Raw genomic sequence first — 15,108 nt, forward strand, 5'->3', positions numbered from 1 at the left:
CAGTGATTGTAAAGTGCCAAAACAGAGCAGTATTGTCAGGAAATACGCTGCTATGGATAAGATTTACGGAGAAGATTGTAGGTTTTTTCGATGTAACTGGTGAGGTATTAGAGGTCGTGGATTCACGCAGATATATGGATGTAAGCGCACTTTGTATGTAGTGGTTTCTTACTGACATTTACATCAGTGTTTAAAAGTGGAAATACTATATGCGCGCGCTGTCACCACCTGCCTCATGGGTGACCATAAGGCACTTTCGATTCCAGTAGATGCGTGGTTTCTAGTCGGCTTTGCCTTGCAGCCATCCTTCAAATGCGCTCTGGGCCGGTTCTTCCAGGCAGGGCGCGTAGTAAGCCAGATGCAAGTGTCTGTCGGCGTCAATCGTCAAAGTGGTGTGCTCAAACGAGATATTTCCAAATGAAGGAATATCAAAGTGCCTGATGCCTTGGCAGGGCCCCTGGATATCCTGTCTGTTCCACCAGTGTTTGAAGTCGGTACTGACTTTTTCGAGGCTGCGCACCAGCTCAGCAATATCGCTTTGTGCCGAAGCATGGGCAAAATCCCTGCGAAAACTGGAGAGCATTTGTATCGCTTGCTGCTCCCAGGAGCACAATAGCGAACGCATTTTCTCATCCGTAAAGAGCATCCACAGCAGGTTGCGTTGTTCTGCAGGTTTGTCTGCAAAGTTGAAGATTTTATCGGCGGCCGAGTTCCATGCCAGTACATCCCAGCGCAGATTGAGTACGTAAGCAGGGCGCAGAGGCATGTCTGCCATCAAACGATGGATGACTTTTGGCACGACACACCATGTTTGCGCCTGTTCTGCCGGTGCACGCTGGTAGGTCAGCAGGTAAAGGTGCCTGCGTTCCGTTGCATCAAGTTTCAAAACGCGGCAAAGGCTGTCGAGGAACGCCGGGGAAACCCCTATATCGCGGCCTTGCTCAAGCCACGTGTACCAGGTCAGGCCGACGCCGGCCAACGCGGCGACTTCCTCGCGCCGCAGGCCCGGCGTTCTTCTTCGCCCGCTGGCGGGTAAGCCTGCCTGTTCGGGTGAAATTCGTTCCCGGCGACTACGCAAAAATGCCGCCAGCTCCTCCCGGGTACGCTCCAGTGTCCTTGCCATTATCCAGTTGCTCCTAGTAACAGTATAAATGGTAGATATTGTAACAATTATTAGCATGCTAAAGAATTCGCCAAGTTGAGGGTGTGCGCAATGCATGCGCTGCCCTGATTTCGTCAAGGAGGATTCTCATGCACAGCACTACACCCTCATCGGTCTACTGGATTGCCCTCGGCGCTTTCGCGCTGGGCATGGCGTCCTTTGTTACGGCTGGCCTGGTACCCATGATTGAGCAGTCCTTTAGCGTATCTGTGGCAGCAGCGGCTCAATTGGTGACAGTGTTCGCTTTGGCGTATGGCATCGGGTCACCTGTGTGTGTTGCTCTTTTACCTGCGCACCGGCAGAGGTTCGGGTTGTTGTCCGCCCTAGGTTTTTTTGTTTTGGCTAATGTGGCCAGCACTGTCGTTGATGACTTTGCCGTGCTGCTGGTATGTCGTGCATTTGCCGGGCTTGGGGCCGGTGTTTATCTGGCAACCGGAATCACGGCTTGTGCGACGGTCTCTGAACCACACAGGCGCGGTCGAGCGATTGCTATCATCATGGCCGGAATGGCCAGTGGGACCGTTCTGGGTGTCCCTTTAAGCCTGCTGCTCGCTGAGCAGTCAGGGTGGCAGGCCGCTCTGTGGCTCATTGCCTTGCTAGGGGCTGGCTCATGGCTGGGATTGCTGATCAAACTACCCGATCTGCCTGCCGGGCCGCAGATGACAATCCGTAGCAAACTCCTGCTGCTGGAAAACAGAAAAGTGGTGAGCATCCTGATGGTCTCGCTGTTAGCCGCAGCGTCCAGTCTTGGGATGTATACCTTCATCGTCCCGTTTATAACTGATCCCAGTTATGCAAAAGTCGACAACGTGACCCCCTATCTCTGGGTCTGGGGTCTTGGTGGCGTGGCGGGAAGCTTCTTGATTGCTCCGCTGGTTGAGCGGACTGAGGGGCCAGTGCTGATATTTATCATCATGCTGGTGTTGACCGTTTCACTATTGGCATTGCCAGTGGCCGCCGCCGTATCGCCCTGGTTGGCCATGATTCCTATAGCGATATGGGGTGGCGTGGGATGGGCCTTGCAGGTTCCCCAAAACAACGAATTGATCTCGGCGCGGGAGCGAAATGGCGATGGTAATTTGGCCGTTGCCTTGAACGAATCTGCCCTTTACCTGGGAAGCGCAGCAGGTGCCGGTGCAGGAGGTTTTCTATTGCTGTTGAACATGCCAGGTTGGACGCTGGCGATCTGTGCCGGTGCAGTGGCGTTTCTTGGCACCGTTTTACAGTTCATGAATTTGCGCGCACATAAAACCCGACTTCCAGGACTCATCCAAAATGTCGAACACCGCTCGATCGATTGAGAAGTACATTTTTGCCAAGGATGCAAACCGGCCTGACCTTCTGCGCCAATCCTTCACTCCGGATGCAACCCTTGAAATGGTTGTGCATACAGGAACCATTTCATTTCCCCCTCAGGTCAGCGGCCGAGCAGGCATCGCTGATGTGCTGGTACGACGCTTTGGCCAGAGTTATGAAAACGTCTATACGTTCTGCCTGGGTGAGCCTCCCTCGGCAGAGGCCGTTACCCATGACTGCAAATGGCTGGTGGGGATGTCTGTTAAAGAGACTGGCGAGCTGCGCATAGGGTGCGGGGAATATCACTGGTGTTTTGAACCGCAATCGGGGCTCGTAGAGCAACTGCGCATCACGATCGAACACATGCAGGTGTGTCCACCCCAGGAGTTGGAGCCGGTCATGAACTGGCTGCAAAGTCTCGATTATCCGTGGTGCTTGCCCGGCGAGATGATTGAGCGCGCCCCGCAGATCAGCTGCATGGCCCCGGTCATTGAGTACCTACAAGACTGAGCCTTGGCCCGCGGCCTGCACAATCCTAAAGCGGAACAGCTCCATACACACACCAGGTCTTTGCACCTGGTGTGCTCATTTTCAGCCTGGGCATTGAATTTCTTGCTATAAACGCACTCCATTAACCCCCGCCAGGCATGTTTTTCATCACTTTTCAGGTTTTGCTGGACAAATAGGTGTGTTTTCGGTTGCTGAGTCGATAAGTCGGCCTTAGACTGCCGCCCCTCGTAAATTGAGTGCCGGGTGGCGCTTGAAATAGATGGCACCTAACTGGTTGGGATGAAGAACGGTCAGGACGCTCCCTAATTCGCCTTAATGCACGTATTTTTTATAGAGAAATCAATGACAAAGGATAAGTTGCTGGCCATGCCGGCGGATGACTACATGAATGCCGAGCAACATGCTTTTTTCAGTGAGCTGTTGCAAAACATGAAGGTCGAAACCCACGCGCGTATTGAGCAGAACCGCATCGCGATCGAGAGCCTGGACACTCCGGCCGACCCTGCGGACGCCGCTTCGGTTGAGGAAGAGCGCACCTGGCTGGTGAACGCAATTGACCGCGACCAGCGCATGCTGCCTCAGTTGGAACAGGCTCTGGAACGTATCAAGGATGACAGCTTCGGCTGGTGCGATGACAGCGGCGATGCAATTGGCCTTAAGCGCCTGCTGATCAGCCCTACCACCAAGTACTGCATCGAAGCTCAAGAGCGTCACGAGCAAATCGACAAGCACCAGCGTCAGGCCTAAGCGCCTGACCTTGCCGGAGCCGCGCCATGCGGTTCCGGCAGCTTGACGGGTTCGCGGTCGTTCGTACTGCAGCCATACACCCCGCTGTAATCCCCGCTAAAATTTAAACTAGACGTTGAGCTGAATGTTCCGGTTGTGTCCCCTTATATTTGGCACGGCGTGTTTGCGCGAGGCTGAATTAATCGAGGACCAGTGTCATGAGACACTCAAACATTACGGGGCGCGTGCTGCGTGTCGGTATTTTTTTCGATGGTACGGCCAATAACGCGTTCAATATTCTGTCCGGGCAAGCCAGGCAGGCTCAAGGTCTGGTGGTCGATACCGGTAGCAGTTATGCCGGTGTGGCGACCAATATAGCCAAGCTGTACCAGTGCTACCCCGCGCAGAAGGCGTTTGATGGTAACGGCCAGGCGCTGGCGGCGCTGTATGTCAGTGGCATAGGCACTACCACGGGGGCAGCCGATACTGCTTTTCCAGGCCTGACCTACGGCCGTGGACGTACCGGAGTATTGGGCAAGGCCGATCAGGCCCAAGCACAGTTGATCGAGTGCATGAGGCACTTTGTGAGCCTTGAGGCGCCTGGTTCGATTACACGTTTGCAACTGGATCTTTTTGGCTTCAGTCGCGGTGCGGCGGCGGCCCGGCACTTTGCCAATCAAGTGCACAGCATCGCATTTAAAACACAATTCCAACTGGCGCCCGAGTTTGAGTGCGAGATCCAGTTTGTGGGGCTGTTCGATACTGTCGCGGCGATGGGCGGGCTGGAGGACTTGGGGGATGTGGGTGACGAGGTCAACCCGGGCCTCAATCTGTACCTTGGGCCAAAATGCGCCCAGCAAGTGGTGCAATTGAATGCGCGTGATGAGCAGCGGCGCAATTTTTCGTTGAGTCGAATCGCGCCACAATGGCCGATGGATATTGCGGTGCCCGGTGCTCATGCCGATGTGGGCGGTGGCTATCCGGATGAAACGCAGGAACAGGTATTTTTGACCCGCAGGCAGAGCAATCTGGTCAGCCCGTCGACTTCGATCAAAGCCACCCAGACCTGGAAGTTGACACAGGCACAGCTGCTGGCCTGGCAGGCCGAAGATCTGATTGACCCAAAGGACCCGGACGCCTTTTTAGAGATACGCACCCGCGAACAGCCCGAGGGCAGCCGCCAAGATCCCATGAAACGCGTACAGGCCGCAGTCTTTATGCAACGTCGGGTTCAGGGGCAGCTGTCGCGGGTGTACCTGCGCATCATGCACGGGCTGGCATGCGAGCAGGGTGTGCCCTTCGGCAAATTGACCGATGCACAGGCCGGGCTACCCGATGAACTACTGCCTATCGCTGCGCAGCTTGAGGTTCAGGTGCGCCAGGGGCGCATTCGTTTGAGTGCTGGCGAAGAGCGTTTGCTGCGCCAGCGTTACGTCCACCAGTCAGCCAACTGGAATGCCAATGTGGGCGAAGGGCTTGGCGTGCTGGACAAGGCTTTCTTCAATATACCGCAAGAGGGCGGGCGCTCGGTGTACGAGCAGAAGGCACCGGTTTAAACCGGCGCGAGGGAGATATTGTTACCGCTGATGCAATGGATCTATGCATTACATAGCTTTTTCCGGCGGCGCTAACGCTCTAAGATGGTCGACATCGTTAGGTAACTAACTAAATAGGTGGAGTCACCATCATGTCTAACCAGGTTGATGTCGCCGTGATGATCGGCAGTGGTGTACCCGCTGGCTTGCGTGCCATGGGGCAGAAGGTCTGCTGGGTAGTACTGGTCAATGGTGAGCAGCGCGGTACGGCATTTTCCAGCCGCCCGGAGGCTGAAGAGTGTCAGGCAGCCTGGCTCGCGCAGCTGAACGCCGACCATTGCGCAATGCAGGTTCGGGCTCAGCGTGCTTGATATGGGCTCGGATGGCGCTAGTTGAAGGTGATCGGGATTTAAGCGTTGAGGGCGCCAGCGTCCACCGCAAGTTTTAGCTCTTGTGCAGAGCTTTTGGCTGCAGTTTCAGCTTGCTCGGCGGTCTTGAACCAGCGGTCTTTTTCGACCTGATGGTAGGTAACCGTTTTCAGCGGTGGCTTGGCCCGCATCACAATCACTGCCTGAAACTCACCGTCGACTTCTTTGGACTCGCCGCGGATAAAAAATTCGCCAATATCAAATTCCGTCACGTGTCACTTTCCCTTCGAGGTAATGAAGCCCAGACAACCCGGCGTCATGGGCCAGGTCGATTTTTTTGCAAGTATGGCAGTTGTTGCCTCTGAGCGGCGCAGTTAACTGAACCGGGCGACGAAAGCCCTGTTGAACAGGGCCCAAACGAAGTAAAAAAACATCGAATACCTGACACAGAAGTGGATGTGTATACCCAACTTCAGGTGTGAGCCGTTAGAATGGCGCCCCGACGGTATTTTTTAGCCGGTTTTCACTGATGCAGGCCCGGCTTGACGCCCATCCATCTGCGGCGCTCGTTAGTCTTGTTGTTTTATGTCACTCCTGACTCTGGGTTGTATCCGGTTTTCTTATCAAGTGGGCTGAGGCCTTTTTTCTGCTGCCTGTCATTTGTTCTGGTAGCTCCACTTTTAGTTTCGAGGGTTTTTCGTTGGCAGTCAGCAATTTGGAAATGCATGCGTTGTTTGTTCTGGGTGATTTGCGGGCACGGTTGGTCAAACTGTTCCAGTCCCGTTTCGTGTACGTCACCGAGCAAACCGCAGAAGGTATTTACATCGCTGAAATCGATACTGAATCAGCGCTGGTGGTAGACGACAAACCGGGCCTTGGGCTCAAGGTCGGCGATCACTTTCGCGCAGCAGTCTTGCCCAGCCGAGAAGGTGGCAAGTTCGAAATAAAATTTCGTGACATCAAGATGACTGTCTACGGGATTGGTGAATACGCCTATGTCAGCTCGCCTCTGGGTGAAGGCATCGTGTTCAAGGAAGGCCAGACCGTGATGTTGATCTTCGCGGCCAAGGAACAGCTCACCGAAGGTTTGAGCAAAACCTTGAAAGCCGTGACCGCCAAAGCCGCCAAGTGGCCCAAGGGCGAGTTGACCTTCAAGGCCAGTAAAGAGTGACCCATTATTTGTAGCCGCTGCGCTCCTCAGTGACAGGGATACTTCAAGCGTGCGAGCGAGCCTGCTCGCGAATGACTTCGCGAGCAGGCTCGCTCCCACAAGGGGCTTGACCCGCAACAGAGTATCTACAACGCCGCAGGCCCTCCCTCAAACAGCCTAGCCCCTATGGACGATGTTCCGGGTGGCAGGCCGTTTGATTATCGTGATCACTTCTAACAAGTGTGCGAGGGACCGCGGGCATGGGCGCAATCGTCTTTTTATCTGCTGTGTGTGGCTGCTGATGACTGGCCCACTCAAGCTCTCGCCCATGCAGCGCTTTGTAAGCAACTGCGCCGAGCTATTAATGGCGCAGCGTAAAGGCTTGCTCGGCTTTTTTCTGTTGGTGACCCTGGCTCTGGGCTACAGCGCCACCCAGGTACGGCTGGACCCCGGATTCAACAAACAGATCCCCGTGCGCCATGCTTACATGGTCAATTTTCTGGATTTCAGCCGGATCTTTACCGGCGCCAATCGCCTGCTGGTGAGCGTGCACTGGAAAGGCCAGGGCGATATCTACAACCCCGAATTCCTGCAGACCCTGCAACAGGTCACGGACGATGTGTTCTTTATTTCCGGGGTCAGCCGCCCCAGCGTGACCTCGCTGTTCACCCCCAACGTGCGCTATATCGAAATCACCGAAGACGGCTACGTCGGTGATCTGGTCGTGCCGCCGCAATACGCCGCAACCGCTGAAGACTTGCAGCAAGTACGCAGTAATGCCGCACGCTCGGGGCAGGTCGGCCGCTTGCTGGCCAATGATCTGAAATCGGCAATGGTGCGCGCCGACCTGCAGGACATTGATCCCAAGACCGGGCAGCCGGTGAGTTATGTGCAAATCGCCCAGCGCCTGGAAGATATCCGCGCCAAATACAGCAGCGCCGATATCGAAATCAACATTGTCGGCTTTGCCAAACTGGTAGGCGATGTGGTCGAGGGACTGAATACGGTAATGGGCTTTTTCGCCATTGCGTTCCTGATCACCGGGGCGTTGCTATGGGTGTATTCACGTTCGTTGCGCCTGACCCTGGTGGCGCTGTTTGTCGCCTTGCTGCCGGTGATCTGGTTGCTCGGTTTGCTGCCATTGCTGGGCCTGGGAATCGATCCGATGTCGATTCTGGTGCCGTTCCTGATTTTCTCGATTGGTGTATCCCACGCGGTGCAAATGACCAATGCCTGGAAGCAGGAAGTACTGGCGGGCAGTGACTCGGTGACAGCGGCGAAGGCGGCATTCAGCAAGATTTTTATACCCGGTGCCCTGGCATTGCTGATGAACGCCCTGGGCTTCGGGGTCATCATGCTGATCGATATTCCCATCGTTCACGAACTGGGCGTCACGGCCTGCATCGGTGTGATGCTGATGATCATCACCAACAAAATCATGTTGCCGCTGATCATCGCTCATCTGCGCCTTGAGCCGCGCTTGATGAGGGCTCAGGCGCAGTTGTTGAACCAGCGCCACCCGCTGTGGTGGCGTCTTTCGGCGTTGGCCACGCCGGGGCCGGCACTTTGGGTGTTCGCCATCAGCCTGGTGCTGCTGGCGGTGGGTGCGATCAAGGCCCGTGAGCTGGCCACTGGCGATATCGGCTCGGGTGCGCCGGAACTGCGCGCCGATTCGCGCTACAACCAGGACAACCAGAAAATCATCAGCCATTACTCCATCGGCCTCGACGTGCTGTCGGTGTTTCTGACTATTCGTGATCGCAGCGAAGCCTGTCTGGATCCGGCCGTTATGCGGGCGGTGGAAACCTTCGATTTCAAGATGCGCGAAGTCCCCGGCGTGCAGTCGGTGCAAAGCGTGGCGGGCATGAGCAAGCAAGTGATTGCGGGTAACAACGAAGGTAACCCGCGCTGGGCGGCAATTCCAGGTTCAGCCCAGGGCTTGCAGCAGGGCGCCTATGCCTATTCGCCGGACTCGGGGCTGGTGACTGACGGCTGCCAGCAGATGCAAGTTCTGGTGTTTTTGACCGATCACGAAGGCACCACCGTGGCCCACGTGCTGGACGAAGCCAAACGCGTGATCGCCGGGATTCAGGTGCCGGGCGTGGAGTTCAAATTAGCCGGCGGCAATATCGGCGTCATGGCCGCGTCCAACGAAGCGGTCAAGCACGCCGAAGTAGTGATGCTCGCGGCGCTGTTCATCTCCGTGGCGCTGTTTTGCCTGCTGACCTTTCGCTCTCTGCGTGCAGTGCTGTGCATTCTGGTACCGCTGGCGATCGTTGCCGTGCTGTGCAATGCGCTGATGGCATTGCTGGGCATCGGCCTCAAAGTGGCGACCCTGCCGGTGATGGCGCTGGGCGTGGGGGTAGGGGTGGACTACGGGATCTACCTGTACGAGCGCATCGAGCATGAAATGGCCGAGGGGCAAGACCTTCGCGAAGCCTTCTACCGCGCCATGTGCCAGCGCGGCACGGCGGCGGTGTTTACCGCGCTCACCATGTCACTGGGGGTGTGCACCTGGGTATTTGCGCCGCTCAAGTTCCAGGCCGATATGGGCCTGCTGCTGGCCTTCATGTTTATGGTCAACGTACTGGGCGCGATCTTCCTGCTCCCGGCGCTGGCCGCCTGGTTCAACTTCAGCAATCAACCCCATGCACAAAAATCTGTAGCCGCTGCCGCAGGCTGTGATCGGACGCGCAGCGTTCGTGAAGTTTGAATCTAATAACAACAAGGAGAACTCCATGCGACGTATCACTCATATGGGCGGCTGGCTGTCAGTCGCCCTCGTTTTGCACGGTTACAGCGGGCTGACTTTGGCCCAGGCCCCCGCCGATCAGATCGCCCGACTGGGCAAGGATTTGACCTGCGTCGGTGCCCAGAAGGAAGGCAATGCCGAAGGCACCATCCCAGCATTTGGCGGCCAATGGCTGGGTGCCGCGCCGGGGATGAAGTTCGAGGGCACGGGCAAGCATCCAATCGACCCTTATCCCAACGAAAAGCCGCTGTTTGTGATTACCGCGCAAAACCTGAGCCAGTACGGCGCGCACCTGTCCGAAGGGCAGAAAGCCTTGTTCAAGCTGTACCCACAGACCTTTCGCATGCCCATATACCCGTCGCACCGCGACTTCCGTTTCTCTGACACGGTGTGCAAGGCCACCCTGGAAAACGCTTCGGTGGCCAAGCTGGTCGACGACGGTGAAGGCGTAGTCGCACGCACCGGCGGGGTTGCCTTCCCGATCCCGCAAAACGGTATTGAACTGCTGAAAAATGCATCGCTGTTTACCGTGCGCGCCTGGACCGAGGAATACACTTCGGACAACGCCTATGTGCTCAAGGACGGAAATATCAACTGGGGGCGGGTGCACTCGCGCAACATGGCACCGGGGCTGGAACCGGGCAAAATTGGCGAGACTGTCGGCAACTCCTCGTTCTATCTCAACGAAACCCTGCTGCCCCAGCGCGACAAGGGCGAAATCAACACCGGAACCGAGTACTGGAACGACAAGACCGAGCCGCGCCAGAGCTGGCGCTACGACCCCGGCACACGCCGCGTTCGCCAGTCACCGGGTTACGGTTTTGATATGGCATTTCCAGGCTCGGGAGGCTCGATCACCGTCGACGAAGTGCGGATATTCAACGGCTCGGCCCAGCGCTATAACTGGAATATCGTCGGTAAAAAAGAGCTGTATATCCCCTATAACACTGCGCGGCTGCACGCCAGTGATCTAAAGTACGCCAGCATGTTGACCCCCGGTCATATCAACCCGGACAACATGCGTTACGAATTGCACCGCGTGTGGGTACTCGAGGGTGTGCTCAAGCCCGGCAACCGCCATCTGTACGGCAAACGCACGATGTATATCGACGAAGACAGTTGGTTCCCGATCATGGGCGACAACTATGACAACCGTGGCGAGCTGTGGCGCACCTCGATGGTCAATTACTTCTACGCCCCGGAAACCCAGACCTGGCAGGCCGGTGTTGGCCTGTATCACGATCTGAACGCAGGCAGCTACCTGGCCTTCAACCTGATCAACGAACAACGTAACGGCTATGTGCTGAACAAAGGCGGTTTTGCTGCGGGTGACTTTGGTCCCGAAGCGGCACGCCGGGCCGGCAAGTAAACCTGTAACGCCCTGACTCCGCTTGGCGCTCTGCCACAGGCCCTGACCTGTGCGCAGAGCGCTGGGCGGAGCAAAAACAAGAATAAAAAGGAGCATGGCATGTTTAAGCAGTACACACGTTTTGTGGGCACCGGTTTGCTGTCGGGGCTCAGTACCCTGGCGCTGGCTGCTCCAACCATCGAGCTGGGCGAAGACACCACACTCGACTCATCACTGACCGTGAACTACACGGCTTCGATGCGAACCGAAAAGCCTGATCATGAATACCTCAACAACATCAACTACGACGATGCCACGCGCAACTTCAAGCGCGGCTCATTGATCAACAACCGGGTTAGCGTGTTTGGCGAGTTGATGCTCAAGCACGACAACCTCGGCGCGGTGGTGCGCGGCAGTCATTTCTATGACGAGGTCTACCACCAGCGCAACGACAACGACTCGCCAGACACGGTGAACAAAACCGGACGCTACAACGACTTCAGCCAGGACACGCGCAAACTCAGCGGGAGCAAGGCGCGGTTGCTGGATGCCTACGTGTATGGCGACTTCACCGTCAATGACGACCAGTACCTGTCGCTCAAGGCCGGTCGGCATCTGGTGGCGTGGGGCGAGAGCCTGTTCTGGCCCAACATCAGCCAGGGCCAGGCACCGGTAGACGCGACCAAGTTCAACGTGCCGGGAACCGAAGCCAAGGATGCTTATCTGCCGGTTGGGCAGCTATCGGGCTCCTGGTCGGTCAACGAAGATCTGGCCTTGCTCGGGTTCTACCAATACAAGTGGGAAGAGACCCAGCTAAACCCGGTGGGTGACTACTTTGGCAGCGACACCTTTGGCCCCGGAGCCGAGTTCTTTCGTCTGGCTCCGGGTGTGGTCAACAACCTGCCGGACTCGGCAGCTGTCGGTTATGGCGGCTCGGTCAAACCCGGCAACAGCGGTGAGTGGGGCCTTGGCACCCGCTACCGGCTGACGCAAAACACCGAGATTGGCCTGTTCCATTACCGCTACCACGACCGCGTGCCGTCGCTGTTTTTCGACTTTACCGGGCAGACCCACTATTCCTCGCTGAGCAAAGTGGGGGGCAACGGCAATGGCCCAAGCTACCAACTGGGCTACTTCGACAACATCAAGCTCACCGGCGTGAGTTTCACCACCAAGGCGGGTGATTCGGTGCAGTTTGCCGGTGACCTGAGCTATCGCGACGGCGCGGCGGTCTACCTGAGCAACGGCGCTCCGGCCCGTGGCCAGGTGTGGCAAGGCAACCTGAACGCGGTGTATATGATCGGGCCGACGTTTATGGCGCAACAGACCACGTTGATGACCGAAGTGGTGCACCAGCGAATTCAGGGTGTGGACGATCTGACCATTACCGGTGGCGGCGCGGGCACGGACGGCACCTTCAACAAATACGTGTATGACGGCCAGACCCGGGGCTCCAGCCTGTTGGGGATCGGTGCGTACTTCGATCACCCTAACGTGTTTAACGGCTGGGACTTGACCACCAAGGCCACCTGGACCCAGAACATCGATGGCAGCGCCTATTCCGGGCTGGGCCGTGCTGAAAAACGCCTGACACTGGGCGGCGATTTCAAATACCTGGGCAACTTTCAGTTGGGCCTGACCTACGTGGCGTATTTGAGTTCGGCAGATATTGCCCAGGGGCGGACCATGGCGGATCGGGACTATCTGTCGTTTAACGGCAAGTACACGTTCTGACCCGGATGTAGACCGGGTTACCTAGCCGGACGCAGCCTCGCGCTGCTCGACAGCGGCTGTAGCCGCTGTCGAGCAGCGCGAGGCTGCGATTGGTCAGGCAGTTCTAACGCGCTTCGCGCGGCATCCCCAGTGCCCGTTCGGCAATGATGTTGCGCTGGATCTCATTGCTGCCGCCGTAAATAGTGTCTGCCCGGGTAAACAGGAACAGCGCCTGCAACCGCGTCAGCTCATAGGGCGCGCCTGCCAGCAATTCAGCTTCAGGCCCAAGCACATCCATCGCCAGCTTGCCCAACTCGACATGCCAGGTCGACCAGGCCAGTTTGTAGATCGTCGCTTCAGGGCGCAGGCTGCCATCCTGAACGCCGGACAACATGCGCAACGAGTTGTAGCGCAACACCCGCAAGCCGCTCCATGCCTGGGCGATGCGTTGGCGCAGGACTGGGTCTTGCGCCGCGCCGTTGGTCTTGGCGATTCGCACCACTTCGTCCAGTTCATTCTGAAACTGCATCTGCTGGCCCAGGGTCGACACCCCACGCTCAAACCCGAGCAACGCCATGGCGATTTTCCAGCCGTCGCCGGGTTGGCCGATCAGGTTGTCTGCCGAAGCGCGTGCCTGATCAAAAAACACCTCGTTGAACTCACTGGTGCCGGTCAATTGCCGGATCGGTTGTACCCGGATACCCGGCTGGTCCATCTCGACCAGCAGAAACGACAGGCCACGATGGCCGACACTGCCCGGCTCGGTCCGTGCCAGCACAAAGCACCAGTCCGACTCATGGGCCAGCGAGGTCCAGACCTTTTGCCCGCTGATTAACCAGTGTCCGCTGGCGTCATCCAGGTTGGCCCGAGTCTTGATATTAGCCAGGTCCGAGCCGGCCCCCGGCTCGGAGTAGCCTTGGCACCAGAAGTGTTGCCCGGCCAGTATGGGTGGCAAAAAACGCAGTTGCTGCTCTCGGGTGCCGAAAGCGGCAATCGTCGGCCCGACCAGCCCTTCGCCAATATGTCCCATGCGTCCCGGACCTCCCGCCCGGGCATACTCCTCAAAGAAAATCACTTGCTGGTTGATACTCAGGCCACGACCACCATGCTCGGCAGCCCAGCCAGCACCGATCCAACGGCCTTGAGCCAGTTGCTGCTCCCAGAGCTTACGCAGCTCTGGAGAAAAGTCTTCATCCCCCGGACCACCACGAAAGCGCAGAGCGGCAAACTCGCCCGTCAGGTGCTGGTGCATCCACTGGGCTACCTGCTGGCGAAACTGCTCGTCTGTCGCGCTAAAGTCGATATTCATGTGCGCTCTCCGAAAATCTGTCTGGCCAATTGTTCGCGATGAAACGCCGGGGTGCCGAGCATCTGCTCATTGGCCCGTGCCCGCTTGAAGTACAGATGCGGGTCGTATTCCCAGGTGAAACCCACGCCGCCATGCAGCTGGATGGATTCTGCCGCGCACTGAAAAAAACCTTCGCTGGCGAAAATTTTTGCCGTGGCGCCAGCTTCACCCAGTTGTTGCCGGGCACTCGGATCACCGTCGATATTCAGGCACTCGTCGGCGATGCAGGCTGCGTAGTAACTGGCTGAGCGGGCGCATTCGATTGCCAGCATCAGGTCGGCACAGCGATGCTTGATTGCCTGAAAGCTGGCAATGCGACGGCCAAACTGCTCGCGCTGGCTGATGTAGCTCAAGGTGATGTCCAGCGACTGCTGAGCGCCACCGGTCTGTTCAGCCGCCAGGCCGATACAGGCGATATGCAGCACATCGCGCAGCATTGGCCAGCCCTGTCCGGGCTCGCTGAGCAACTGTTCGTCGTAGACGACCACGTCGGTCAAGGTGAGGGTGGCCAGGCGGCGAGTCTGGTCCAGTGTGGGTTGCCAATGGCGCTGGATCCCGGGTGTGTCGGCAGATATCGCAAACAAACGGATACCGGCTTCACCGACGCTCCCCGGGGTACGGGTGGCAATGATCAACAGATCGCAGTCGGCGCCGTCAATTACATAGCGATACTCGCCGTTGAGGCGATACCCACCTGAGTGGCTTTGCGCATACACCTGCACGCCGCTGTCGTCCCAGCGCGGCGCGCTGGTGAAAGCCAGGCTGGCGCGAATTTCCCCAGCGGCGATCAACGGCAGCCAGCGCTCCTTGAGTGGTTCATTGCGGCTAAGCAGCAGGGCAGGGGTGGCCAGGCTGCACGTGGCAAAAAATGGGCTTGGCAGCAGACGTCGGCCCAATTGTTCCTGTAACAGGCAGACCTCGACAAAGCCCAGCCCGAGCCCGCCATACACTTCGGGGATCGCCAGTGCTGGCCAATACAACTCCTGAGCCATTCGCGTCCATGTCTCGGCGTCGTACCCGCGCTCGCTGGCCATTGCCGTGCGCACGGCGCTGGAGCTGGCAACCTGGGTCAAAAAACGCTCGGCAGACGTTTGAATCATTCGCTGCTCGTCAGTCAGGGCAAGCTCCATGTAGGCCTCATCGTAGTCATACGGATCGAGGCACCAGCATGAAAGCGTGCAGCGCGGGTGCAATCCCTGA

13 protein-coding genes are annotated in these 15,108 nt (G+C 57.5%); 9 read left to right on the forward strand and 4 right to left on the reverse strand.

The window, feature by feature from the left end; all coding sequences use genetic code 11:
- Positions 1-280: 280 nt before the first annotated feature.
- On the reverse strand, positions 281-1,123 hold the full coding sequence (locus tag V6L79_RS12815) for a helix-turn-helix transcriptional regulator (protein ID WP_338580314.1): 843 nt from the start codon (positions 1,121-1,123) through the stop codon (positions 281-283).
- Positions 1,124-1,251: 128 nt separating this feature from the next.
- Here V6L79_RS12815 and V6L79_RS12820 point away from each other — a divergent pair, with 128 nt between their 5' ends.
- From V6L79_RS12820 to V6L79_RS12840, 5 genes are all read left to right on the forward strand, one after another.
- Positions 1,252-2,463: an MFS transporter gene (locus tag V6L79_RS12820; RefSeq protein ID WP_261741871.1), complete on the forward strand. Its 1,212-nt coding sequence runs from the start codon at positions 1,252-1,254 to the stop codon at positions 2,461-2,463.
- Entirely contained in the window at positions 2,438-2,968 is a 531-nt protein-coding gene (locus tag V6L79_RS12825; protein WP_321836206.1) for a hypothetical protein, read from the forward strand. The genes V6L79_RS12820 and V6L79_RS12825 overlap by 26 nt, the downstream gene beginning before the upstream one ends.
- 342 nt (positions 2,969-3,310) lie before the next feature.
- A complete protein-coding gene (locus V6L79_RS12830) occupies positions 3,311-3,715 on the forward strand; it encodes a TraR/DksA C4-type zinc finger protein (protein ID WP_261741873.1) in 405 nt (134 codons plus the stop codon).
- Between the two features lie 197 nt (positions 3,716-3,912).
- Entirely contained in the window at positions 3,913-5,250 is a 1,338-nt protein-coding gene (locus tag V6L79_RS12835) for a DUF2235 domain-containing protein (protein ID WP_338578883.1), read from the forward strand.
- 131 nt (positions 5,251-5,381) lie between these two features.
- Positions 5,382-5,600, forward strand: coding sequence for a hypothetical protein (locus V6L79_RS12840; RefSeq protein ID WP_261741875.1), 219 nt, complete (start codon positions 5,382-5,384; stop codon positions 5,598-5,600).
- A 38-nt stretch (positions 5,601-5,638) separates the two neighbouring features.
- On the opposite strand, the gene V6L79_RS12845 is transcribed toward V6L79_RS12840, so the two are convergent.
- The gene (locus tag V6L79_RS12845) at positions 5,639-5,869 is read right to left on the reverse strand and encodes a hypothetical protein (protein WP_261741876.1); all 231 of its coding nucleotides are present in this window, start codon (positions 5,867-5,869) and stop codon (positions 5,639-5,641) included.
- Between the two features lie 428 nt (positions 5,870-6,297).
- On the opposite strand from V6L79_RS12845, the gene V6L79_RS12850 reads away from it, so the two are divergent.
- The 4 genes from V6L79_RS12850 to V6L79_RS12865 all read left to right on the forward strand — a co-directional run bounded on the left by V6L79_RS12850 (position 6,298) and on the right by V6L79_RS12865 (position 12,581).
- Positions 6,298-6,768, forward strand: a complete 471-nt coding sequence (locus V6L79_RS12850; protein WP_261741877.1) for a hypothetical protein — start codon at positions 6,298-6,300, stop codon at positions 6,766-6,768.
- Positions 6,769-7,075: 307 nt separating this feature from the next.
- On the forward strand, positions 7,076-9,460 hold the full coding sequence (locus V6L79_RS12855; protein WP_321836498.1) for an efflux RND transporter permease subunit: 2,385 nt from the start codon (positions 7,076-7,078) through the stop codon (positions 9,458-9,460).
- Positions 9,461-9,485: 25 nt separating this feature from the next.
- The gene (locus V6L79_RS12860; protein WP_321836208.1) at positions 9,486-10,868 is read left to right on the forward strand and encodes a DUF1329 domain-containing protein; all 1,383 of its coding nucleotides are present in this window, start codon (positions 9,486-9,488) and stop codon (positions 10,866-10,868) included.
- Between the two features lie 99 nt (positions 10,869-10,967).
- Positions 10,968-12,581, forward strand: a complete 1,614-nt coding sequence (locus tag V6L79_RS12865) for a DUF1302 domain-containing protein (protein ID WP_261741879.1) — start codon at positions 10,968-10,970, stop codon at positions 12,579-12,581.
- Between the two features lie 103 nt (positions 12,582-12,684).
- Here the strand turns inward: V6L79_RS12865 and V6L79_RS12870 are convergent, their stop codons facing one another.
- Together V6L79_RS12870 and V6L79_RS12875 are read right to left on the reverse strand one after the other, a co-directional pair.
- A complete protein-coding gene (locus V6L79_RS12870; RefSeq protein ID WP_321836210.1) occupies positions 12,685-13,869 on the reverse strand; it encodes an acyl-CoA dehydrogenase family protein in 1,185 nt (394 codons plus the stop codon).
- Positions 13,866-15,038, reverse strand: coding sequence for an acyl-CoA dehydrogenase family protein (locus V6L79_RS12875; RefSeq protein ID WP_321836211.1), 1,173 nt, complete (start codon positions 15,036-15,038; stop codon positions 13,866-13,868). Before V6L79_RS12875 ends, V6L79_RS12870 begins: the two co-directional genes overlap by 4 nt.
- Positions 15,039-15,108: the final 70 nt, after the last annotated feature.

This window comes from Pseudomonas sp. ML2-2023-6 (assembly GCF_037055265.1).
Lineage (GTDB): Bacteria > Pseudomonadota > Gammaproteobacteria > Pseudomonadales > Pseudomonadaceae > Aquipseudomonas > Aquipseudomonas kulmbachensis.

What these genes read in the sequence shown, in the direction of transcription:
- V6L79_RS12815 (WP_338580314.1), bottom strand. Translation starts at nt 1,123, where the DNA reads ATGGCAAGGACACTGGAGCGTACCCGGGAGGAGCTGGCGGCATTTTTG.
- V6L79_RS12820 (WP_261741871.1), top strand. Translation starts at nt 1,252, where the DNA reads ATGCACAGCACTACACCCTCATCGGTCTACTGGATTGCCCTCGGCGCT.
- V6L79_RS12825 (WP_321836206.1), top strand. Translation starts at nt 2,438, where the DNA reads ATGTCGAACACCGCTCGATCGATTGAGAAGTACATTTTTGCCAAGGAT.
- V6L79_RS12830 (WP_261741873.1), top strand. Translation starts at nt 3,311, where the DNA reads ATGACAAAGGATAAGTTGCTGGCCATGCCGGCGGATGACTACATGAAT.
- V6L79_RS12835 (WP_338578883.1), top strand. Translation starts at nt 3,913, where the DNA reads ATGAGACACTCAAACATTACGGGGCGCGTGCTGCGTGTCGGTATTTTT.
- V6L79_RS12840 (WP_261741875.1), top strand. Translation starts at nt 5,382, where the DNA reads ATGTCTAACCAGGTTGATGTCGCCGTGATGATCGGCAGTGGTGTACCC.
- V6L79_RS12855 (WP_321836498.1), top strand. Translation starts at nt 7,076, where the DNA reads ATGCAGCGCTTTGTAAGCAACTGCGCCGAGCTATTAATGGCGCAGCGT.
- V6L79_RS12860 (WP_321836208.1), top strand. Translation starts at nt 9,486, where the DNA reads ATGCGACGTATCACTCATATGGGCGGCTGGCTGTCAGTCGCCCTCGTT.
- V6L79_RS12865 (WP_261741879.1), top strand. Translation starts at nt 10,968, where the DNA reads ATGTTTAAGCAGTACACACGTTTTGTGGGCACCGGTTTGCTGTCGGGG.
- V6L79_RS12870 (WP_321836210.1), bottom strand. Translation starts at nt 13,869, where the DNA reads ATGAATATCGACTTTAGCGCGACAGACGAGCAGTTTCGCCAGCAGGTA.
- V6L79_RS12875 (WP_321836211.1), bottom strand. Translation starts at nt 15,038, where the DNA reads ATGGAGCTTGCCCTGACTGACGAGCAGCGAATGATTCAAACGTCTGCC.